The 21,646-nt window shown below is 67.8% G+C and carries 14 protein-coding genes; 3 read left to right on the top strand and 11 right to left on the bottom strand.

Annotated elements, in window-relative coordinates; all coding sequences use genetic code 11:
- Positions 1–236: 236 nt before the first annotated feature.
- The 5 genes from ACZ5SK_RS28550 to ngcE form a co-directional block, all read right to left on the bottom strand.
- Entirely contained in the window at positions 237–1,337 is a 1,101-nt protein-coding gene (locus tag ACZ5SK_RS28550) for a sugar ABC transporter substrate-binding protein (RefSeq protein WP_468576681.1), read from the bottom strand.
- Between the two features lie 123 nt (positions 1,338–1,460).
- Positions 1,461–2,660, bottom strand: coding sequence for an ROK family transcriptional regulator (locus ACZ5SK_RS28545; RefSeq protein WP_319674440.1), 1,200 nt, complete (start codon positions 2,658–2,660; stop codon positions 1,461–1,463).
- 473 nt (positions 2,661–3,133) lie between these two features.
- Positions 3,134–4,066 (bottom strand): carbohydrate ABC transporter permease, encoded by a 933-nt coding sequence (locus ACZ5SK_RS28540; RefSeq protein ID WP_457493704.1) that lies wholly within the window; start codon positions 4,064–4,066, stop codon positions 3,134–3,136.
- A gap of 1 nt (position 4,067) precedes the next feature.
- On the bottom strand, positions 4,068–4,994 hold the full coding sequence (locus tag ACZ5SK_RS28535; protein WP_334581131.1) for a carbohydrate ABC transporter permease: 927 nt from the start codon (positions 4,992–4,994) through the stop codon (positions 4,068–4,070).
- 45 nt (positions 4,995–5,039) lie between these two features.
- Positions 5,040–6,578: an N-acetylglucosamine/diacetylchitobiose ABC transporter substrate-binding protein gene (gene ngcE, locus ACZ5SK_RS28530; RefSeq protein ID WP_468576680.1), complete on the bottom strand. Its 1,539-nt coding sequence runs from the start codon at positions 6,576–6,578 to the stop codon at positions 5,040–5,042.
- Between the two features lie 400 nt (positions 6,579–6,978).
- Here ngcE and ACZ5SK_RS28525 point away from each other — a divergent pair, with 400 nt between their 5' ends.
- From ACZ5SK_RS28525 to ACZ5SK_RS28515, 3 genes are all read left to right on the top strand, one after another.
- Positions 6,979–10,815 carry a GH92 family glycosyl hydrolase gene (locus ACZ5SK_RS28525; protein WP_457493703.1) on the top strand — a complete coding sequence of 1,279 codons (3,837 nt, stop codon included), beginning with the start codon at positions 6,979–6,981 and terminating at the stop codon, positions 10,813–10,815.
- A gap of 107 nt (positions 10,816–10,922) precedes the next feature.
- Positions 10,923–11,447 carry a hypothetical protein gene (locus ACZ5SK_RS28520; protein WP_334576335.1) on the top strand — a complete coding sequence of 175 codons (525 nt, stop codon included), beginning with the start codon at positions 10,923–10,925 and terminating at the stop codon, positions 11,445–11,447.
- Positions 11,448–11,514: 67 nt separating this feature from the next.
- Positions 11,515–13,563 carry an alpha-glucuronidase gene (locus ACZ5SK_RS28515; protein WP_457493702.1) on the top strand — a complete coding sequence of 683 codons (2,049 nt, stop codon included), beginning with the start codon at positions 11,515–11,517 and terminating at the stop codon, positions 13,561–13,563.
- Positions 13,564–13,582: 19 nt separating this feature from the next.
- Here ACZ5SK_RS28515 and ACZ5SK_RS28510 read toward each other — a convergent pair whose 3' ends face one another.
- The 6 genes from ACZ5SK_RS28510 to ACZ5SK_RS28485 form a co-directional block, all read right to left on the bottom strand.
- Positions 13,583–15,628, bottom strand: a complete 2,046-nt coding sequence (locus ACZ5SK_RS28510; RefSeq protein ID WP_334576337.1) for a beta-galactosidase — start codon at positions 15,626–15,628, stop codon at positions 13,583–13,585.
- Positions 15,625–16,323 (bottom strand): hypothetical protein, encoded by a 699-nt coding sequence (locus ACZ5SK_RS28505; protein ID WP_334576339.1) that lies wholly within the window; start codon positions 16,321–16,323, stop codon positions 15,625–15,627. The genes ACZ5SK_RS28510 and ACZ5SK_RS28505 overlap by 4 nt, the downstream gene beginning before the upstream one ends.
- Positions 16,320–17,828 (bottom strand): GH39 family glycosyl hydrolase, encoded by a 1,509-nt coding sequence (locus ACZ5SK_RS28500; RefSeq protein ID WP_334576340.1) that lies wholly within the window; start codon positions 17,826–17,828, stop codon positions 16,320–16,322. Before ACZ5SK_RS28500 ends, ACZ5SK_RS28505 begins: the two co-directional genes overlap by 4 nt.
- Positions 17,825–19,477, bottom strand: a complete 1,653-nt coding sequence (locus tag ACZ5SK_RS28495; RefSeq protein WP_468576683.1) for an ABC transporter substrate-binding protein — start codon at positions 19,475–19,477, stop codon at positions 17,825–17,827. The genes ACZ5SK_RS28500 and ACZ5SK_RS28495 overlap by 4 nt, the downstream gene beginning before the upstream one ends.
- Positions 19,478–19,558: 81 nt before the next feature.
- Positions 19,559–20,473, bottom strand: a complete 915-nt coding sequence (locus tag ACZ5SK_RS28490; RefSeq protein WP_443041216.1) for a carbohydrate ABC transporter permease — start codon at positions 20,471–20,473, stop codon at positions 19,559–19,561.
- Positions 20,470–21,459 (bottom strand): ABC transporter permease, encoded by a 990-nt coding sequence (locus ACZ5SK_RS28485; RefSeq protein ID WP_334576342.1) that lies wholly within the window; start codon positions 21,457–21,459, stop codon positions 20,470–20,472. Before ACZ5SK_RS28485 ends, ACZ5SK_RS28490 begins: the two co-directional genes overlap by 4 nt.
- Positions 21,460–21,646 lie beyond the last annotated feature (187 nt).

The following is a 21,646-nucleotide window of genomic DNA, read 5'->3' as shown; positions in this document are numbered from 1 at the left end:
GTGGGTGACGCGCGTGGAACGCGGTGTCACCGCACGAGGTTTACAAGATGAACATGCGCGAATCCGCTGCACTTGGCAACGGTTCCGTCCGACGCCCGTCCCGGCAGCGGGGTGTGAAGGTGGGACGGGCGTCGGAGGGGTCTCGCGGGACCGCCGGGGCGGTCGGCGGGACCCGAGGGCCGCTGCTGAGGCACGCCTTCGCGGGCGGCTCGCAAGGACCCTCGGGACCGGGGCGCCTACTGGATGCCGGCGGCCTTGCAGGCGGCGGCGTACTGGGCGGTGCAGATGTCCGCGGCGGTGTAGAAGCCGTCCTTGATCACGGTGTCCTTGATGTTGGCCTTGGTGACCGACACCGGGGTCAGCAGCTGCGAGGGCACCTTGTCGCCGGAGCCGCTGGTCAGCGTGGTCGGGGCCAGGGACTTGATGTCCTTGCCCTCCAGCAGGTTGACCGCGATCTGGGCGGCGGTCTCGGCCTCGACCTTGTAGGTCTTCATGATCGTGGCGGACTGGGTGCCGGCCACGATCCGCTGGATGGCGGCGAGTTCGGCGTCCTGACCGGTCAGCGGGATGCTGCTGATCTTCGCACCCTTGAGGGTGTTGGCGATGCCGCCGGCCATGCCGTCGTTGGCGGAGTAGACGCCCGCGATGTTCTTGGCGCCGAGCTGGGTGATCGCCGCGGCCATCTTCTGGGCGGCGACCGTGTCCTTCCAGAGGCCGGACTGCTCGTAGGCGATGTCGACCTTGCCGTCGAGGACCTTGTGCGCGCCTTCCTTGAACTGGGCGGCGTTGGGGTCGGCGTCGTCACCGTTGATCATGACGACCTTGGACTTGGGGGTCGCCTTGGCGCCGAGGGCGTCGAGCAGGGCCTGGCCCTGGAGCTCGCCGACCTTGACGTTGTCGAAGGAGACGTAGGCGCTGACCGGGCCCTGGGCGAGGCGGTCGTACGCGACGACCTTGACGCCCTTGTCCACGGCGGACTGGATCGAGGACTTGATCGCGGCGGAGTCCTGGGCGGAGATCACGATGACCTTCACGCCCTTGGTGACCATGTTGCTGACCTGCTGGGCCTGCTTGGCCGGGTCGGCCGCGGCGTTCGCGTACTCGAGCTTGCACTCGGCGCAGAGCGCCTTGACCTTGGCGTCGAAGTACGGCTTGTCGAACTTCTCGTACCGCGCGGTGACGCTGTCGGGGAGCAGCAGGCCGACGGACTTGTCGCCCGAGCTGCTGCTGCCGGGGTCGCTCTTCTTGTCGTCGCCCGCCTTGCCGCAGGCGGCAATCGACAGCGCCATGGACACGGCGGTGGCGCCGATCACGACTCTACGCATCGTTGCGTTCATGTGGGGTGTGCCTCCCTGACAGGGCCGCAACGCTGCGGCCGAGGTGGCTGGAAGTCAACTCGGCCACACGTGCGACGTCAAGAAGTAAATACTTAACGAGATGGCAACGACGTCATTCGTTCTCTAAGTGAAGGCAGGTGTCGCCGCGTGCAGAGTGCTGTCCAAAAGGGTTGAATCGCCCATCTCGCTCAGTGCGAGAGCGAGCGCTCCGAGCACCTCCGCACGGCCGCCAAGTGCCCCCGGGAGAACGGAGAGTTGACGCGCCGCACTCGGGATCGCGTAGCGGCCGACGGACTCCCTTATCGGCCCGAGCACCAGCTCACCGGCCTCGGCGAGATCACCGCCCAGGACCACCCGGCTCGGGTTCAGCAGGTTGCAGAGATTGGCGACTCCACTGCCGACATGGCGGCCGACGTCGGCGATCACCCGACGGCAGCCCGGGTCTCCGTCCCTGGCCAGCCGCACGACGCCTTCCATCGTCAGGTCCGTGCCGTGACTGGACTGGAGCAGCGGCAGCACATAGCGCGCGGCCGCGAAGGTCTCCAGGCAGCCCCGGTTTCCGCAGCGGCAGACCGGGCCGGATTCATCCAGAGTAATATGTCCGATTTCCCCCGCCGTTCCGCCGGGGCCCCGGTAGATCTTCCCGTCGATCACCAGACCTGCGCCGACACCGCTCGCGACCTTGATGTAAGCAAGATCACGTACGCCTCTGCCGCTGCCCCAGACCATCTCGCCGAGGGCGCCCAGGTTGGCGTCGTTGTCCACGTGCACCGGGACCCCGAGCCGGCCTCGCATCTCCTCGGCGGGCCTGGTGCCGATCCAGCCGGGCAGGATGGCGGAGGAACCGAGTGTGCCGGACTCCAGATCGATCGGCCCGGGCACGCCGAGACCGACTCCCGCGACCTTCGTACGGTCCACCCCGGTAGCCTCGATCAGCCGGGTGACCAGCTGTTCCGCCCGGTCGAAGCCCTGGGTCGAGGAGGCGTCCACATCCAGCGGCTCGGACTCCTCGGCGAGGACCTGGTGGGCCAGGTTGCCCACGGCGACGCGCAGGTGGGTATGGCCGAAATCGACCCCGATGACGATGCCCGCGTCGCCGCTCAGACTGACACTGCGGGCCCTGCGTCCGCCGGCCGAGGTGGGCGTCACCTCGACGGTGCCGCCTTCCTTCAACTCGCGCACGATGTTGGAGACGGTCGCGGCGGACAGACCGGTCGTACGGGCGATCTCCGCCTGCGTGAGGGACCCGGCCAGACGCACGGCGCGTACGACTCGCTCCAGGTTGGCTCGGTGCAGCGACGACTGCGACCCCGGAGTCTCCACGACGACCTCCTGCGCACGGGGCCGCTTCGATGAGACCCCGTCTATGTCCAACTAGTGAACTCTAAGCTGAGCTGTTCGGGTCCCCTCCCGTCAAGAGGTTGAACAGTATCCGTGCGCTTGCGGAGGGACACGGAGGGTGGCGGGACCGGGGGTGGCGGGGCGTGTGGAGCCGGGTGCGGGGCGTGGCGGGCGGGGTCGGGCGGGGTCGGGTGATCAAGGCGCGGTCGGTTGCCGCATGTTCCCCGGCGGCGGCGCCGTGCGCCGGTGCGTCGGGCGACATCGGACGGTATGTACGGCGTGGTCGGCGCTGACGGCGCTGACGGCGTGGCCGCAGGTACGGCACTGACGGCGCGGTCGAGCGGACGGCGCGGAACGGAGGCGGGCCTGCGCGGCAGTCCCGTGACAGGGATGTCCGCGCAGGCCCGAGGAACCTGTGGACGGTCGGGGGCGGTGCCCGTGCTCAGGTCCCGCGACTACTTCAGCGCCCCCGCGGTCAACCCCTGCACCACCTGCCGCTGGAAGACGATGTACGCGGCCAGCACGGGCAGCATCGCCATCACCAGACCTGCGAAGAGGCCCGACCAGTCGCCCTTGTAGCCCTGGCTGACGGCCAGTTGGACCAGTCCCTGGGTGAGGACGTGCTTGTCGGGGTCGGTGTTGAGGACCGTGGGCAGCATGTACTGGTTCCACTGGCCCAGGAAGTTGAAGATGCCGACGCTGATCAGACCTGGCTTGGCCATGGGCAGCATGATCTGGAAGAACGTGCGGCTGTGTGAGGCGCCGTCCACGAAGGCCGCCTCCGCCACCGACGTCGGCAGGGTGCGGAAGAACGCCGTCAGGAAGAACACCGTGAACGGCAGCGAGTAGGCGATGTAGACGAGGATCAGGCCGTGGAGGGAGTTCAGCAGGCCCATGTTGTTCACGACGTAGAACAGCGGGACCAGGGCCAGCATGATCGGGAAGCTCATGCCGCCGACGAAGAGGTAGTAGATGAAACGGTTTCCGGGGAAGTCGAAGCGCGCGAGGACGTAGGCCGCCATGGAGCCGAGGACCAGGGTTCCGATGAGTGAACCGCCCACCACCAGCACGGTGTTGAGGAAGTAGTCGCTCATGTTGGCCTCGGTCCAGGCCCGCGACCAGTTGTCGAAGTGCAGCTTGTCCGGCAGCGACCAGGGCGAGCCGAAGATGGAGCCGTCGTCCTTGAAGGAGGTCATCACGGCCCACAGCAACGGCAGCACGACCATGATCGCCCAGAGGACCAGGATGCCGTGGGAAAAGACGTTGAGGACTTTTCCCTCCGTTTTCTTCTCCGCGGGCGGCTTCCCGAACGCCGGGTCGACCTTCGTGACCCGGACGCCGGAGCCCGGCTCGGCCGGCCGGGGCGCGGGGGGTTCTGTCGTCTTCAATTCAGTACTCCAGCCGCTCGCGCCGCCCCAGCCGCATCACGACCGCGGCGAAGGCCAGCGTCACGATGAGCAATGCGACGCCGATGGTGGTGGCGTAGGCGGCCTGACCGTCCCGGAACGCCTTCTGGTACACGTACAGGACCATGACGGTGGTCGAGTAGTCGGGGCCGCCGGGGCCGGTCGTCATGATCTGCACGACCGCGAACGACTCGGCGCCGAGCGCGAGGATGCCCATGTAGACCCAGCCCGACTGCACCGTGTCCCAGAGCAGCGGCAGGGTGATCCGGAAGAACGTCGCCGACCGGCTCGCGCCGTCCAGCAGCGCGGCCTCGTACAGGTCCGCCGGGATGGAGGCCATGCCCGCCGAGAACAGGACGACGAAGAAACCGACCGTGGACCAGAGGAGCACCGCCATCACACACCACAGCGCGAGGTCCGGATCGCCCAGCCAGAGAGGCTGGACGCCGTCCAGTCCGATCCCGCGCAGAAACGAGTTGATCGCGCCGCTGTCCGGGTTGTACGCGAAGGCGAACAGCAGCGCCACGATGGCGATCGACAGCACCTGCGGAAAAAAGTAAACGATCTTATAGAAGGAAGAGCCCCGGACGCCGGAGATCACCGGACCGCCCTTCCTTCTGCGGCCGCCGACATTGATCATGAAGGCGAAGAACAGCGCCAGGCCGATCGTCACCACCGGCAGCACGATCGCGAACAGCAAGCTGTGCTGCAAGGACTTCCAGAAGATCTCGTCGTCCAGCATCCTCCGGTAATTGTCCAGGCCGACCATCTTGAATTCGGGGCTCAGGCCGGTCCAGTCCGTGAACGAGTAGTAGATGGACTGGATGAACGGCCACACCACGAAGAGCCCGTACAGTCCCAGGGGCAGCGCCAGGAACCCCACGATGAACCGGTACTTGCCGTGCTGCATCGCCACTCCGGTGCTTTTATGGATGCTTTGCCGTGATTCTCGCCGTCACTGGTGCTTGTAATGCTTGACCGTCGTGTCCTTGGCGGTTGCGTCGGCGTATCCCTGGATCTTCTTGATCGTCTCGGCGGGGGTGAGCCGGCCGGCCATCATCTCACCGAGACCGGACACGCCGATCTTCTCCTTCTGCAACTGGACATACCAGTCCTGCATCCGCGGATTCACCACGTTGTCCCCGGCCTTCTGCAGTGCCGCGACACCCGACTTGAGACCCGGCGTGAGCGTGATTCCCTCGGTGCCGCCGTTGTACGCGGTCAGCGACTTGACCTTGGCGGTGAAGTTCTTGGACGACGCCTCGCTGAGCATGATGCGCAGTTGTTCCATGCCGCCCGCCGTGTTCTTCGCCTTGGCCGGCACGATGAACGGCTCACCGCCGGAGGCCCAGATGGTGCCGAACGGCATCTTGTCGGAGGAGTCGATGCCGGTGGGCGCGGAAACGGCCAGATCGAAGTCCTTCGGGATGACGTCCGCCGACTCGTTCTCCACCCAGGAGCCGTTGGGGATGAACAGGGCCTTGCCCTTCGCCCACGCGGTCTGCGACTGGATGTGGTCCAGCCCGGGGGTGCCCTGAAGGATGTAACCCTTTTTGTAGAGCTCGTAGTAAGCGTCGAAACAGGCCTTCACCGCAGGGTGTTTCCAGGCGTTCGGCTCCAGGTTGTCGATGGCGTCGAGGACTTCCCGGCCGCCCACCTTGCCGATCATCGGGTACAGCGAGAAGGGGAGGTAGTACGGGTATTTGCCCGCATACGTCCAGCCTGCCATGCCCTTCTTCTTGGCCTTCTCGCAGACCGCGAGCATCTGGTCCCAGGTCTCGGGGTAGGTGGCGTCGAGCGAGTCCAGGGCTTTCTGCGAGTACCAGACGCCGTACACGGTGTAGGCGTAGTACATGATCCAGACCGGGGCGCCGTCGAACTGGCCCATCTCGACGATGCCGGGCCGCAGGGTGTCGCGGACCTTCTTGTTCGGGTCGTCGTAGGACGCGGCATCGAGGAGCGGAGTGAGGTCGGCGAGCTGGTTCTTGCCGACCAGGACGCCCATGTCCATCTGCTCGGCGCCGGAGTTGTCGATCAGGTCGGGCGGGGCGCCCTGGTTGAAACGGGGCTGGAGAGTCGTCTGGATCTTCTGCGTGGCCGAGAACTTCACCTTCGCACCGGGGAAGTCCTTGGTGTAGATCTTGACGGCGTCCTCGGCGTAGGCCTTGCCGAAACCGCCGTCGAACAGGACGAATTCCATCGGGGCGGTTTCGTTGACCGCGAGAGGGTTCTTCGCGGTCTTCTTTCCGGCCTTCGCCTTCTCCTCGTCACCGCCACCGCTGCTGGCGCATGCGGACAGAAAGCTCATCGTGGGGACGGAGATCAGCCCGAGTGCCGCCGACCTCTTGATCAGATCTCGACGGCCGACGCCCACCGAACCGTTGCTCGCCGAGCCGTTGATCTCGGAGCCGTTGATCTCGGAGCCTTTGTGGCCGGAACCGCTGTAGTCGGAACCGCTGTGGTCGGAGCCGCTGTTCTCGGAGTGGGATCCCATGCTCAAGTCCTCGCCTTCTCCAGGACTCAGGCGGTGCACCGGATCCTTCCCGGCACCGCGGTCAGGTCAAGCAGGGTCGTGCGGATCTCGTGGTTTCACGGCGTCGACGGTAACGACCGTAACGGCTGCGTCGACGGTGAATCGCCGACAGGTATAGTCCACTTCGCACCGACGGGGCAAGATCGAATGCAAGGTTGACCATCGGTCTTTTCCGAGTTGAGACCTCCCGGACATATGAACGGCCTGCGGGTGCCATGCCGGAAAAACGCATGACATCAGCCCCCGCTGGCGCAATCAACATCCTTGACATCACCGTCCACTTGGCCCACTACTGATTCCTGCACAACCACGAGGACAACGTTGTCCGGGGCGTTGTCCGGCGCGGGGAGGGTGCTCACGCATGCAGCGGTTCGGACGGTTACGGGCGGTCGTGGTCACGGCCGCTCTGGTCATGACGGTCGGTGCGCAGGGGACGGCGGTCGCGCTGCCGTCGCCGGTCCCGTTCCCCGCCCGGGGGTTCGCCTCGTCCTTCGAGGCGGGTGACCGCGCCCCCGACTGGCAGAGCACCGTCGACAGCGCACCGGACGGCGGCAAGCGGGCCTCGGGGGTCGACGGCGGCTACGGCGGCGGGCTCCCCGGTGAGGTGACCGACCGGGTGACGCAGGTCCGGGCGAGTGCCGAGAACTCGGCCGGCGGCGAGGTGAAGGAGAACCTCGTCGACGGCGAGGAGAGCACCAAGTGGCTGGCCTTCGCCGCCACCGGCTGGGTCGAGTTCGACCTCGACGAGCCTGCGCGGGTCACCGCTTACGCGCTCACTTCCGCCAATGACTTCGCCGAACGCGACCCCGCCGACTGGACCCTCTCGGGCTCGGCGGACGGCGTCTCCTGGACGCCCCTCGACACCCGCTCCGGGGAAGCCTTCGCGGAGCGTTTCCAGACCCGTGCATACAGCCTCGCGGCCCCCGCCGAGTACCGGCACTTCCGGCTGGAGATCACCAGGAACCACGGCGCCGGGCTCGTGCAGCTCGCCGACGTGCGGTTCGGCACGGGCGGGGGCGACGCGCCCGTCCCGCCGGACATGCTCACCGTCGTCGACCGGGGCCCGAGCGGCTCGCCGACCGCGAAGGCGGGCGCCGGTTTCACCGGGCGGCGGGCACTGCGCTACGCGGGTCGGCACACCGCTGCCGGCCGGGCGTACTCGTACAACAAGGTGTTCGACGTGAACGTCCGGGTCGGTTCGCGCACCCAGCTGGCGTACCGGATCTTCCCGTCGATGGCGGGCGGCGACCTGGACTATGCCGCGACAAACGTTTCCGTGGACCTCGCTTTCACGGACGGAACGTATCTGAGCGGCCTCGGGGCGAGCGATCAGTACGGTTTCCCGTTGTCGCCGCGCGGGCAGGGCACGGCGAAGGTGCTGTACGTCAACCAGTGGAACGACGTCGAGTCGGGGATCGGGGCGGTGGCGGCCGGAAAGACGGTCGACCGGATCCTCGTCGCCTACGACTCCCCCGGCGGGCCTGCGCGGTTCCGGGGCTGGGTGGACGACATCGCGTTGCGCACGGCCGCCCCACAGGCGGTGAAGGCGCATCTGTCGGACTACGCGGTGACCACGCGCGGCACCAACTCCAGCGGGAGCTTCTCGCGCGGAAACACGTTTCCCGCGACGGCCGTGCCGCACGGCTTCAACTTCTGGACCCCGGTGACGAACGCATCCTCGCTGGGCTGGCTCTACGACTACGCGCGGGCCAACAACCCGGACAACCGGCCCACGATCCAGGCGTTCGGCGCGAGTCACGAGCCGAGTCCGTGGATGGGTGACCGGCAGACGTTCCAGGTGATGCCGTCGGCCGCGCCAGGGGTCCCGGACACCGGGCGGACGGCCCGGGCACTGGCGTTCCGGCACAGCGACGAGACCGCCCGCCCGTACTACTACGGGGTGCGTTTCGAGAACGGTCTCACAGCGGAGATGGCGCCGACCGACCACGCGGCCGCCCTGCGCTTCACCTATCCCGGTGCGGACGCGAGCGTCGTCTTCGACAACGTCACCGACCAGGCGGGGCTGACGCTCGACAAGGAGACCGGGGTCGTCACCGGTTACTCGGACGTGAAGTCGGACCTGTCCACGGGGGCCACGCGACTCTTCGTGTACGGCGAGTTCGACGCGCCCGTGACGGACGGGGCATCGAGCGGGGTAAAGGGTTACCTGCGTTTCGACGCGGGCTCCGACCGCACCGTCACCCTGCGGCTGGCGACCTCCCTCATCAGCGTCGACCAGGCCCGCGACAACCTCCGCCAGGAAATCCCCGAGGACACCGATTTCGAGACGGTCAAGTCGCGGGCCCAACAGCAGTGGGACGAGCTCCTCGGCAGGGTGGAGGTCGAGGGTGCGAGCCAGGACCAGCTGACGACGCTGTACTCCAGCCTGTACCGGCTGTACCTGTATCCCAACTCCGGTTTCGAGAAGGTCGGGGCCACGTACCGGTACGCGTCACCCTTCTCGCCGATGCCCGGCCAGGACACCCCGACGCACACCGGCGCGAAGATCGTGGACGGGAAGGTGTACGTCAACAACGGTTTCTGGGACACCTACCGGACGACCTGGCCCGCGTATGCGCTGCTGACGCCCACTCAGGCGGGGGCGCTGACGGACGGGTTCGTGCAGCAGTACAAGGACGGCGGCTGGACCTCACGCTGGTCCTCTCCCGGGTACGCCGACCTGATGACCGGCACGTCGTCGGACGTCGCCTTCGCGGACGCGTTCGTGAAGGGCGTCGGCTTCGACGCCAAGGCGGCGTACGAGGCGGCCCTGAAGAACGCCACGGTCGTGCCCCCGGCGTCAGGGGTGGGCCGCAAGGGCATGGCGACGTCCCCCTTCCTCGGCTACACCAGCACGGCCACGCACGAGGGCCTGTCGTGGGCGCTGGAGGGCTACCTCAACGACTACGGCATCGCCCGCATGGGCCAGGCCCTGTACCGGAAGACCGGGGAGAAGCGCTATCAGGAGGAGGCCGACTACTTCCTCAACCGGGCGCAGGGCTACGTGCACCTCTTCGACACCAAGGCGGGGTTCTTCCAGGGGAAGGACGACAAGGGCGACTGGCGGGTGGCGTCGCAGAGCTACGACCCACGGGTGTGGGGCTACGACTACACCGAGACCAACGGCTGGGGCTATGCCTTCACCGCCCCGCAGGACAGCCGGGGTCTGGCCAATCTGTACGGCGGCCGCGACGGGCTGGCAAAGAAACTCGACGCCTACTTCGCGACCCCGGAAACCGCTTCCCCCGAGTTTGCCGGCTCCTACGGCGGGGTCATCCACGAGATGACCGAGGCGCGGGACGTGCGGATGGGCATGTACGGGCACTCCAACCAGGTCGCGCATCATGCGATCTACATGTACGACGCGGCCGGGCAGCCCTGGAAGGCACAGGCCAAGGCCCGCGAGGTACTCGCGCGGCTCTACACCGGCAGTGCCATCGGTCAGGGCTACCACGGCGACGAGGACAACGGCGAGCAGTCGGCCTGGTACCTGTTCTCCGCGCTCGGTTTCTACCCGCTGGTGATGGGCAGCGGCGAATACGCCGTCGGCTCCCCCCTGTTCACCAAGGCGACCCTGCATCTGGAGAACGGCAGAGATCTCGTGGTCAAGGCCCCGAAGAACAGCGCGAAGAACGTGTACGTGCAGGGCCTGAAGGTCAACGGCCGTGCCTGGACGTCCACTTCGCTCGCCCACTCGCTTCTCGCGAAGGGCGGGGTCCTGGAGTTCGACATGGGGCCGCGGCCCTCGACGTGGGGGGCCGGAAAGAACGCGGCACCGGTTTCGATCACCCGGGACGACAAGACGCCCACACCGCGCACGGACGTGCTGAAGGGCGCCGGCGCACTGTTCGACGACACGTCGGCGACACAGGAAACGGTGTCGGGAACGCTCACCCTGCCGATGACAGCGGGCGCCAAAGCCGTGCAGTACACCCTGACCTCCGCCGATCACACGCAGGCGCCCGGGAGTTGGACCCTTCAGGGCTCCGCCGACGGACGGACGTGGACCGATCTGGACCGGCGCTCCGCCGAGACGTTCCCCTGGGACCGGCAGACCCGGGCCTTCACGATCGCCCGACCGGGCGCATACGGGCACTACCGGCTGGTGTTCGCCGGCGAAACAAGCGGGGCAAGCAGAGGAGGCGGAGGGACCTCGGTAAGCCAAATGCGCCTGGCGGAGGTCGAGTTGTTGTCTTGATCCGGTACCTGCCGGCGATCACCGGCTGTACCGGGCGTCACCCGTGTTCCAGAATGACCGGGCCGCCCGCGAGCGCCGGGCGGTCGGTCATGGAGGGGGAAGCGGTCATGGGCATCATCGGACGGTTCACGGGGCTGCTCGCCGGCGCGGCTCTGGGGGCGGGGGCCTTGTTCGCAACGGCGGCGCCGGCACAGGCGTACAGCCCGAACCCGCAGTTCCACGCCTACTACTACGACACCGACACCTGCCCGTGCAGCGGCGGCAACCTCACCGACCCGTTCGACAACACGACGTTCGCGCAAGACGCCGGCGGCTACGCCGTGAAGATGGAAATGATCAACTCGGGGGCGTTCGTCGGCAAGGTGGAGTTCCACCCGAACGACGAGAAGCTCTGGCTGTACGACACCGCGAACGACGGTGACACGTACTACGTCAAGGTCAGCTACACGTCCGGCGGCACCACCCACAACCTGGGCACCTTCAGCCCGCCCGGGACCACGGCGGTGCTGGACTACGAGGTCGAGGACTTCGACCTCCCCGAAGGCGCTTACGTCGACATTTCCGTCTACGACGACGCCGCGCTCACCGACCTCATCGGCGCCGCGCGGGGCGCCGGCGCGGCCATCGCCTAGGCAGGCCGCGTCACCCGGTCCGCACCGCCCATCCCCCATCGCCGGCCCGCAGCGCCTCGGAGGGACCATGCCACCGACCGTGCCCGTCCTGCCCGACGGCATCGACCCCGCCTGGCTGCCACCGGAGGCGTTCCGACCGCTGGGGACCAGGCGGACACTGGTCCACGGCACGGGACCGCTGGTGGATACCGTGCACGGTGAAGTGGCGTACGCGTGTGGGCGGTTCGGCGGCGCGGTCGTACGGAACTCCTCGGATGAGGAGTCGGGTGACTCCTACGACCTGGTGCTGCGCCTGGCGCGGCCGACAGCAGCTGAGGCGGGTGTCCTCGGGAACATCGGGGATCTCGGTGACGAGGGGTTCGCCTACGAGCGTGCCGACGCAACGGCCACGGTCACGGCGGTCGGCCAACGCGGGCTGCTGTACGGCCTGTTCCACGTCGTAAGGCTCGGGGAAAACGCCTTCCGGGGCTCCCGGGTACGCCAGGTGCACCGCCCCGCGTCGGCGCTGCGGATGCTGGACCACTGGGACAATGTGGCCGTCCACCCGGTCATGGGCCAGGTGGAGCGCGGGTACGCGGGCGGCTCGCTGTTCTGGCGGGACGGAAAGGCCCGTGGGGAGTGGGAGCGTGTACGGGCGTACGGCAGGCTGCTGGCGGCCTGCGGGGTCAACGCCGTCTCGGTCAACAACGTCAATGTGCACGAGGCCGAGGCGCACCTCCTCACCGACCGGATCGACCAAGTCGCCCGGATCGCGGAGGAGTTGCGGCCGTACGGGATCCGGACGCATCTGTCGGTGACCTTCGCCGCGCCCGTCGTGCTCGGCGGGCTGTCCACCGCGGACCCGTTCGAGGGGGCGGTGCGCGAGTGGTGGGCGGAGGCCGTGCGCGGGGTGTACTCGGCGATCTGGGACTTCGGCGGGTTCGTGGTGAAGGCCGACTCGGAGGGTCAGCCGGGCCCGTTCACGTACGGCCGCTCGCACGCGGACGGCGCGAACATGCTGGCCGCGGCTCTCGCACCGTTCGGCGGCACGGTCCATTGGCGGGCGTTCGTGTACAACCACCGGCAGGACTGGCGGGACCGCTCGACCGACCGTGCGCGGGCCGCTTACGACCATTTCGCCCCGCTCGACGGGGAGTTCGCCGACAACGCCGTCCTCCAGGTGAAGCACGGGCCGATGGACTTCCAGGTGCGTGAGCCCGTCTCACCCGTGCTCGGCGCGCTGCCGCGCACACGGGTCGCCGTGGAGGTGCAGGCCACGCAGGAGTACACCGGACAGCAGCAGCACGTGTGTTGGCTCGGGCCGATGTGGAGCGAGGTGCTGCGCTTCCGGCCGGACGGTGAACAGGGCCCGGCTGTCGGGGAATTGACGCGGGGCGGGTTGGTGGCGGTGTCCAATGCCGGCGACGATCCGTTCTGGACCGGGCATCCGCTGGCTCAGGCGAACCTCTACACCTTCGGCCGGCTCGCCTGGCAACCGGACGCCGACCCGCACGACCTCCTGGACGAGTGGATCGCGCTCACCTTCCCGCCCGTGTCCGACCCGGCTGCCCACGAGCGGCTGGCCGCCGGGCTTCGCGCGGTGCTGCACGGCTCCTGGCGGACGTACGAGAAGTACACCGCGCCGCTCGCCGTCGGTTTCATGGTGCAGCCCGGGCACCATTACGGGCCCGGCGTCGACGGCTACGAGTACAGCCCCTGGGGCACCTACCACTTCGCGGACCGGGACGGGATCGGCGTCGACCGGAGCGCGGCGACCGGCACGGGCTACGCGGCGCAGTACGCCAAGCCGTGGGCCAAGCTGTACGAGTCGGTCGTTTCCTGTCCCGATGAGCTGTTGCTGTTCTTCCACCATGTGCCGTACGGGCATGTGCTGAAAAGCGGGAAAACGGTTGTCCAGCATATCTACGACACCCATTTCGAGGGCGTCGAGGAGGCAGAGGAGGCCCGCCGGGTGTGGGCGGGCCTCGCGGACCTGGTGGAACCGGCACGGCACACGCGCGCAGCGGAACGGTACGAGGAGCAGGTGCGCTGCGCACGGGAGTGGCGGGACCAGGTGAACAGCTATTTCCTGCGCAAGTCCGGAGTCCCTGACGAGCGGGGCCGCACGATCCACTGAAGCGGTGGGCCGGGAACACTCACTGGGACCGCAGGATCGCCACGCCCAGCGGGTCCAGGGTCAGGGCCTCGCCCTGGCCGAGTCTTTTGCCGGTGAGGAGATCGGTGGCGGAGGTGTGCGCGGTCAGGTGGGCTGGTTCCCTCGCATGGTTGAGCAGGAAGAGCAGGCGCGTGCCGTCGGGGGCGACCCGGGTGGCGGTCTCCACGGTGCGGTGGTCGGCGTAGGGGCCGATCAGGTCGTGGCGGGCCAGGATCCGGCGGACTATGTGGTCGACGCCGGGCTGGTCGAGGGCGGTCGCCACGTACCAGGCCTCGCCGGCGTCGAAGGCGTTGCGGGTCACGGCCGGGGTGCCCGCGTAGAAGTCGGCGCCGTAGGTGGCGACCGGTTCGGCGCCGCGCAGCTGGACGATCTCGAAGACCAGACGGGCCTGCGTCGTGAGCTCTCCCAGCTGGATGGGCTGTACGACGTCTTCGGGCCGGGCGTCCCACTCGTCGACGCGGATGCCCATGAGGGGGGCCAGTGGGCCGGGGACGTCGGCGAGGAAGGCGCGGTCGTGTTCGTCCGAGCGGGCGGTGAGGAACGTGGCGAGGACGGTGCCGCCGCGCCGGGCCACGGCCTCCAGGCGCTGTGGCAGGTCTTGCTTGACGAGGTGCAGCACCGGGGCGAGGACCACGTCGTACGGGGTGAGGTCGGCGGTCACCGCCACGACGTCCACGTCGGCGCCGGCCTCGCGGGCGGCCCGGTAGTAGGCGTGTACGACATCCGTGTAGCGGACGAGTCGGGAAGGGCCGTCGGAGATCTCCAGGGCCCACCAGCTGTCCCAGTCGAAGAGGAGAGCGGTCCGGGCAGGGGTCCGGGCGCCGAGGGTGACCGCTCCGACCTCGGTCAGCTCCCCTCCCAGGAAGGCGACTTCGCCGAAGACGCGCGTGTCGTCCCGACCCGAGTGTCCGATGACCGCGCCGTGGTATTTCTCGCAGGCGCCGCGTGAGGCGCGCAGCTGGAAGTAGAGGGCGGCGTCCGCGCCGTGGGCGACGGCCTGCCAGGTGGCGAGGCGGAGTTCGCCGGGGCGGCGCAGCGGGTTGACGTCGCGGCAGGCGGTTGTGGAAGGGGTCTGCTCCATCAGCCAGAAGGGGGCGCCGTCCTTGAGGCCGCGCATCAGGTCGTGGGCGAGGGCCGGACGGGAGGGCGGGGCGTCGAGGGGCGGGTAGTTGTCCCAGGAGGCGAAGTCGAGATGGGGCGCCCAACGGTGGTAGTCGAGTGGGCGGTAGGCGCCCATGAAGTTGGTGGTGACGGGCGTGTCGGGGTCGTGGGCGCGGATGGCTTCCTTCTCCGCGGTGAAGCAGCCGAGCAGGGCGTCGGTCATGAAGCGCTGGTAGTCGAGGGTGATGCCCTGGAAGGCGGTGTGGTCGGGGCCGCGCCAGTGCTCGGTGAGGGCGCTCGGCGGCTCGATCTCGTCCCAGTCGGTGTAGCGGTGCGACCAGAAGGTGGTCCACCAGGCGTCGTTGAGGGCGTCGAGGGTGCCGTGCCGGGCGCGCAGCCAGTCACGGAAGTTCTCGGCGCACAGATCGCAGTAACAGACGCCGCCGTACTCGTTGTTGATGTGCCAGGCCAGCAACGCCGGGTGGCGCGCGTAGCGTTCGGCGAGGCGGTCGGCCACGGCCGTGACCAGTCGGCGGTAATTGGGCGAGCTGGGGCAGAAGTTGTGCCGTTGGCCGTATCGATGTCGTCGGCCTTCGAAGTCGGTGCGGTTGACGTCGGGGTGTTTCTTGGCGAGCCAGGGCGGGAGAGCGGCGGTTCCCGTGGCGAGGCAGACATGGCGGCCGTCGGCGGCGGCGCGATCGAGGATGCCGTCGAGGGTCGTGAAGTCGTAGGTGTTCTCGGCCGGTTGGGTGAGTGACCAGCTGAAGACGCCGACCGTGAGGGTGTCGATGCCGGCCTGCGTGAACAGGCGGTGGTCCTCTTCCCAGACCTGCCGCGGCCACTGCTCCGGGTTGTAGTCGCCGCCGTACGGGATCTTGCCGGTGCGCGGGAGTCGGCTGTTGTGTGCGCGGTCGGGAGCGGTCATGCGGTGAAGTCCTCCTGGGTCTCCACGATCACCGGGCGGCTCGACTGCACCAGCGAGAGCAGCAGCGGTGCGGCCAGCAGGACGGGCAGGGCCTCCGTGAGCAGGGCGGTCAGGCCGCCGGTCAGGACGAGCAGAGAGGCCGCGGCGAGGGTGACGCGCCCCCGCCGGAACAGGAAGTACGCGGCCAGGCGGGCGGTGTCGCGGGCGCGGAACGTGAACAAGGAGGTGAGGACGACGGCGTGCGCGCCCCACAGCAGGGACGCCACGCCGATGCCCCCGAGGAGCACCGCCCACCAGCCGGGCAGCCCGGTGGCGGCGAAGTGGGTGAGGCTGAACGCGATCACGGTCAGCCAGGCCAGCAGGGGCGCCCAGAGCTTCAGCGCGGCAAGGGCGTTGAGCCGCCAGCCGCGGGTGTAGACGCGGGCCGGGTGCAGGTCGGTGAGGTCACGGCTGCGGTGGTGCAGGGCGTACAACGCGGCGGAGACGGCCGGGCCGAGCGGCAGCAGACAGACGGCGGCGAGGGGCAGGTTGGCCGGGTCGGGGCCCAGGAAGAACAGGCCGGCCAGGCCTGGAGCGTTCGCCGCGAGGAACAGGGCCTCGACGGTGAGCAGGGTGTGCACCAGGGCGGCGGCGCGGGAGAGGGGCCCGGTGCCCACCCGGGAGGGAAGCGGTCTCGAAGCGCTTACCGGGATCATGTCGCCGGCCCGCCGAAGAGCCGCCGTTCGTCCCACCAGGGCGGGGTCTCGTCGGCGACCGGGGTGAGCTCGACGAGAGTGATCTCGTGGCGGGCCAGGCTGAGGTCCAGCTCGGCGCGCCCCTCCGGCGCGGGCAGCCGCCGGTGGCTGCGGGCGGGCTCGGCGGCCTCGTGCAGGACGTCCAGCTGCCCCGGCTTCGGCGAGCGCGGGCTGCCCATGTGCCGCCAGGCGGTGTAGGCGTTCCCGTGCTCCTCGTCGACGGTGGACCGGCGGACGAAGACCTCTCGCGCCGCGACCGGGAGGGAAAGACGCAGTACATGCCGGTCGGGTCCGGGGGTCTCGCCGGTCGGGTCGACGGGCGCCCAGGCCAACACCGTGACCCGGCCGTCGGGGTGGCGGCTGACTAGGTGGTCGTCGCCGCGCGCCAGCAGGTCGGGCCCCATCCGGGCCATGAACGCGTACAGGTGGTAGGTCGGTTTCCTCACCTGCCGGTGGGTGAGCAGTCCGAAGCCGCCGTGGAAGAGGGCCGTGGGGACGCCGGACTCCTCGAACACGTCGCTGAACGTCCAGTAGGAGAAGGAGTCGGCGAAGTCGCCGCCGTGTGCGAGAACGGGCGCCAGGTAAGCGGCATGGAAGGCGGTGTCGTGGATCGGGTTGACCGGACAGTAGGAGGAATTGAACTCCGTGATGTGGACCGGGAGTCCGGCCAGTCGGGTGCCCTTGAGGCGTTCGCGGGGTGTGGCGAACTGGTCGAGCAGAGAGGACGCCGGGGCCAGCGTCTGGTGGACACCGAACGGTACGTGGTGGGCGGGGCCCGAGGTGTAGGCGTGCTTCGACACGAAGTCGACGGGCACGTCCCGGCCTTCCGCGAACTCCGCGAAACGCTCCAGCCAGTCGTCGGCGCCCGGAGAGATCGCGGGGCCCCCGACCTGGAGACCGGCGTCCACCTCCTTCACGGTGCGCGCGGTGACCTCGTACAGCCGGTGGTACGCCTTTTCGTCCGCGTCCTGCCAGAAGTCGGGCAGGTTGGGCTCGTTCCACACCTCGATGGGCCAGGTGCGGACCTCGTCGAGGCCGTAGCGGTCGACGAGATGGGCCAGGGTCGCGCGGACCAGGTCGGCCCATTCACGGTACGAGCGGGGCGGGGTGACATTGCCTCGCCACCAGAAGACCGTCTGTGTTCCGACGGCCAACTCCTCGGGCATGAAGCCGAGTTCCAGGAAGGGGCGGATGCCGGCGGCCAGATATGCGTCGACGACCTGGTCGACGTAGGTGAAGGAGTGGTGGACGTGGCGGTCGCCCTCGTGGTCGTAGGGGCGGTACACACCCATGCCGTCGCTGAGCAGGCCATGACCGCGGATGTGCCGGAACCCGATGTCCCGCTGGAGCAGGGCGAGGGAGTCCTGGTAGTCGCGGCGCAGGGCGAGGTCGGCTCGCCCCGTTCCGACGCAGAGCCGCCAGGCGTCCGAGAGCGGGCCCGCCGGTTCGGCGGGGACGCTGATCACCCCTTCTCCTTGTTGAAGCGTTCGCGCGCCTTGTTGTGCAGACCGACGAGCTGATCCATGTTCTTGGCCTTCAACTCGGTGACGTAGTCGTCCCATTCGGACAGCGGGCGCTTGCCGAGGGCGAATTTGAGCATGTTCTGGGTGACGTGGTCCCTGAGCGGGGTGTCCCAGAGCGAGGCCTGTTCCTGCTCCACGGACTGCAGCGGGTGGGCCGGGTCGATGGGCAGTTGTCTGTACTGGGCCATGGCGTCCTGGAACTTCTTCTCGTCCGGGCCGAAGGACGAGGAGACGAGCTCCCAGCTGCCGCCGTAGGTGAAGACGCCGTTGAAGAAGCCGTAGTCCTTCTGGAGGTCCTTCGGGGCGTCCGGGTTCGCGCCCATGAGCGAGATGCCGGGCTCAAGCTTGTACTGGCTGCCGGCCTGTGTGTAAGTGACGCCCTGGACGCCCCACTTGGAGAGACGCTGGCCCTCGTCGGAGTACCACAGCCAGTCGACGAACTGCATCATCGCCACGAACGTGTCGCTCTTGACGGCCTTGGTGGAGATCATGACGCCGTTCTCCAGCCGGGCGCCGCCGATCACCACCGGGCCGGCCGGGCCGAGTGGCACCGGCACCATCTCGATCTCCGCTCCCTTGACCTGTCTCTCCAGGTTGTAGCGGTAGTTCTGGACCAGCTCCTGCGGGTTGGCGCTGATGGCAAAGGATTTCTCGCCCAGCAGTTTCTGCACGGCGTCGTCATCGGGCTGCGTGAAGCTCTCCGGGTCCATCAGTTTCTCGGCGACCAGCTTTCTCAGGTATTCGACCACCTGGCGGTAGCCGTCCGTGGCGCCGGTGAAGACGAACTCCCCCGCCTTCGAGTCAAAACTGATGTTGTCGTAGGTCCAGCCGGCCTTCACTCCGTGCGCCTGGCCGAGGTAGCTGAGCAACGCCGCCGCCGGGAACGGGGTGTTGGTGCTCCAACGGTCGGAGAAGGGATATCGGTCCGGGTATGCGGCCTTGATCGCCTTGAAGACCTCGTACACCTGGTCCCAGGTGGTGGGCAGGCTCAGACCGAGCTTGTCGAGGACGTCCGTGCGCAAGGACAGTGAATAGCCGGACTTGACTTTCTCGTGCAGGCCGGGGAGGAGGTAGTACTTGCCGTCGGACTGCCGAATGGAGTCGAGCTCGGGCTCCAGCTTCCACTTTCTGACCTTGTCCTGGAAGTGGGGCATCAGGTGCACGTAGTCGCTGACCGGGAGGATCGCGCCCGACGAGACGAAGGCGGCCTCCGACGGATGGTACGTCTTGGGGATCAGGAACGGGGCGTCGCCCGCGCCGATCAGCACGCTGCGTTTCTTCTCATAGTCACTGAGCGGGACAGCGATCGGTTTCAGGGTGATACCGGTGCGCCTGGTGAGTTCCTTCCAGAACAGCCAGCTGTTCTTCATGGGGTAGCTCGGGTTGTTGTTGTGCAGAATCGAGAAGGACAGCGGTTTCGAGGCCTTGAACTGCTGACCGGCCCGATACTCCTTCATCGCGCCGTTCTGTTTCTTGGAGAGGTCCTTCGAATCCCCTCCGTCCTCACCGCTGCCACAGCCGGTGAGGGTGGCGAGGCCGATGAAGCCCGCCGCGGCCATGATCTGACGCCTGGACAACTGTTTGCCATTCATCACTCAGAACCTCCTGGTACGACGGCTGACCAGCTCCGTTGTTACAGGCCTCTGACGGAGACCGGGGGCTGGGTATGCGGCTCAGCCCTTGACCGCGCCGAGCATCACGCCCGAGACGAAGTAGCGCTGGACGAACGGATACACGCAGAGGATCGGCAGCGACGTCAGCACGATCGTGACCGCCTGGATGTTCGCCCCGACCTGGCTGAGCTGCTCCGTGCCGGCACCGGCGTTGCCGCCCGTGGTGGCGCCGGAGATGAGATTGCGCAGATAGACGGTGGCCGGCATGAGTTCCGCCCGGTCCAGGTACAGGTACGCCGAGAACCAGGAGTTCCAGAACGACACGGAGTAGAAGAGCACCATCGTCGCGATGACGGCTTTGGACAGCGGCAGCACGATCCTGAACAGCACGCCGTAGGTGCTCAGCCCGTCGATCTCCGCGGCCTCCTCCAGTTCGGTCGGCAGGCTCTCGAAGAATGCCTTCATCACCAGCAGATTGAAGACGCTGATCGCGTTCGGCAGGGCGATCGCCCAGACCGAGTTCTTCAGGCCCATGCTGGTGACCAGGACGTAGTTGGGGATCAGCCCGCCGGTGAAGAACATGGTGAACACGGCGACACCGACGAGAAAACCACGGCCTTTGAGGTTTCTCTTCGACAGGACATAGGCGTAACAGGTCGTCAGGACCATGGCGACGACGGTGGAGACGACCGTGTAGAACACGGTGTTTCCGTAGTTTCGCCAGAACATCGAGTCCTGGAAGACGATTCTGTACGTGGTGAGGTTGAACCCCTTGGGCCACAGACTCACCTCACCGGCGCGGATCTGCCGTTCGCCGCTGAACGAGCGGGCGATGATGTTGACGAAGGGATAGAGCGTCACGAGCACGACGAGGGTGAGGACCACCCCGTTGACGCCCTGGAAAACGCGGTAACCGCGCGTGGGCTGGTTCACGGAGGTGCGCGGACGCGGGGTCCGGGGGGTCAGGAGGCTCACCACAGGCTCGTCCCCACCGTGCGTCGCGACACCTGGTTCGCGCCGGTGATCAGCACCAGGCCGATGATCGCTTCGAACAGGCCGATGGCGGCGGCGTAGCTGAAGCTGTTGGACTCGACCCCGGCACGGTAGAGGTAGGTGGAGACCACGTCGGCCGTCGGATAGGTCAGCGGGTTGTACAGCAGCAGGACCTTCTCGAAGCCGACCGCCATGAACGTGCCGATGTTGAGGATCAGCAACGTGATCATGGTGGGCCGGATTCCGGGCAGGGTGACGTGCCAGATCTGCCGCCAGCGGTTCGCGCCGTCGATGCGGGCGGCCTCGTAGAGGTCCTCGTCGATCGTGGTGAGGGCCGCGAGGTAGAGGATCGTGCCCCAGCCGGCCGTCTGCCAGATCTCCGAGCCCACGTAGATCGTGCGGAACCATCCGGGTTCCTGGATGAACCGGACCGGGTCGTGACCGAACCAGCCCAGCACATGGTTGACCGGGCCCTCCGTGGCCAGCATCTGCATCGTGATACCCGCGACGATCACGATCGACAGGAAGTGCGGAAGATACGAAATCGACTGCACGAACCGCTTCAGAGAGCGCCGGCGCACCTCGTTGAGCAGCAGTGCCAGGACGATCGGGATGGGAAAGCAGAACACCAGCGTCAGCCCGCCGAGCCACAGCGTGTTGCGGAAGACCTGCCAGAAGGTCGGGTCGGTCAGGAACATCCGCACATAGCGCAGCCCCACCCACTGCTCCCCCAGGATCGAACCGCCCGGTTCGTAGCGGCGGAAGGCGATCACGTTGCCGATCATCGGCAGATAGCGGAAGACCAGGAAGAACAGCAGCGGCAGCACGGCCAGCGAGTACAGCTGCCAGTCCCGTCGCAGTGCCCGCCGCCAGCCGCGGCGCGCGGTGGGCGGTGTGGGACCGTGCCGGGTCTCGGGCGGTGGGTCCTGGGTTCCTGGGGGTGGGGCCGATGTGGTGGAGGTGCTCATGCTCGGGCCTCCCGGGGCGTGTTCGAAACGCTCGACTCGCAGCGCGTGATCTCGAAACTTTCGTGCCCTTACCGGTAACTCTGCGGCAACGTAAGGGGTTACGGAAAGCGCTGTCAATGGGTGCTGCACCGTGGGCTGGTGGGACGTCGGGTGGCGTTGGAATCCCTCACGGGCGGGGTAGAACCGG

This window comes from Streptomyces sp. NPDC031474 (assembly GCF_055581185.1).
This window is presented reverse-complemented; position numbering and strand designations above follow the sequence as displayed.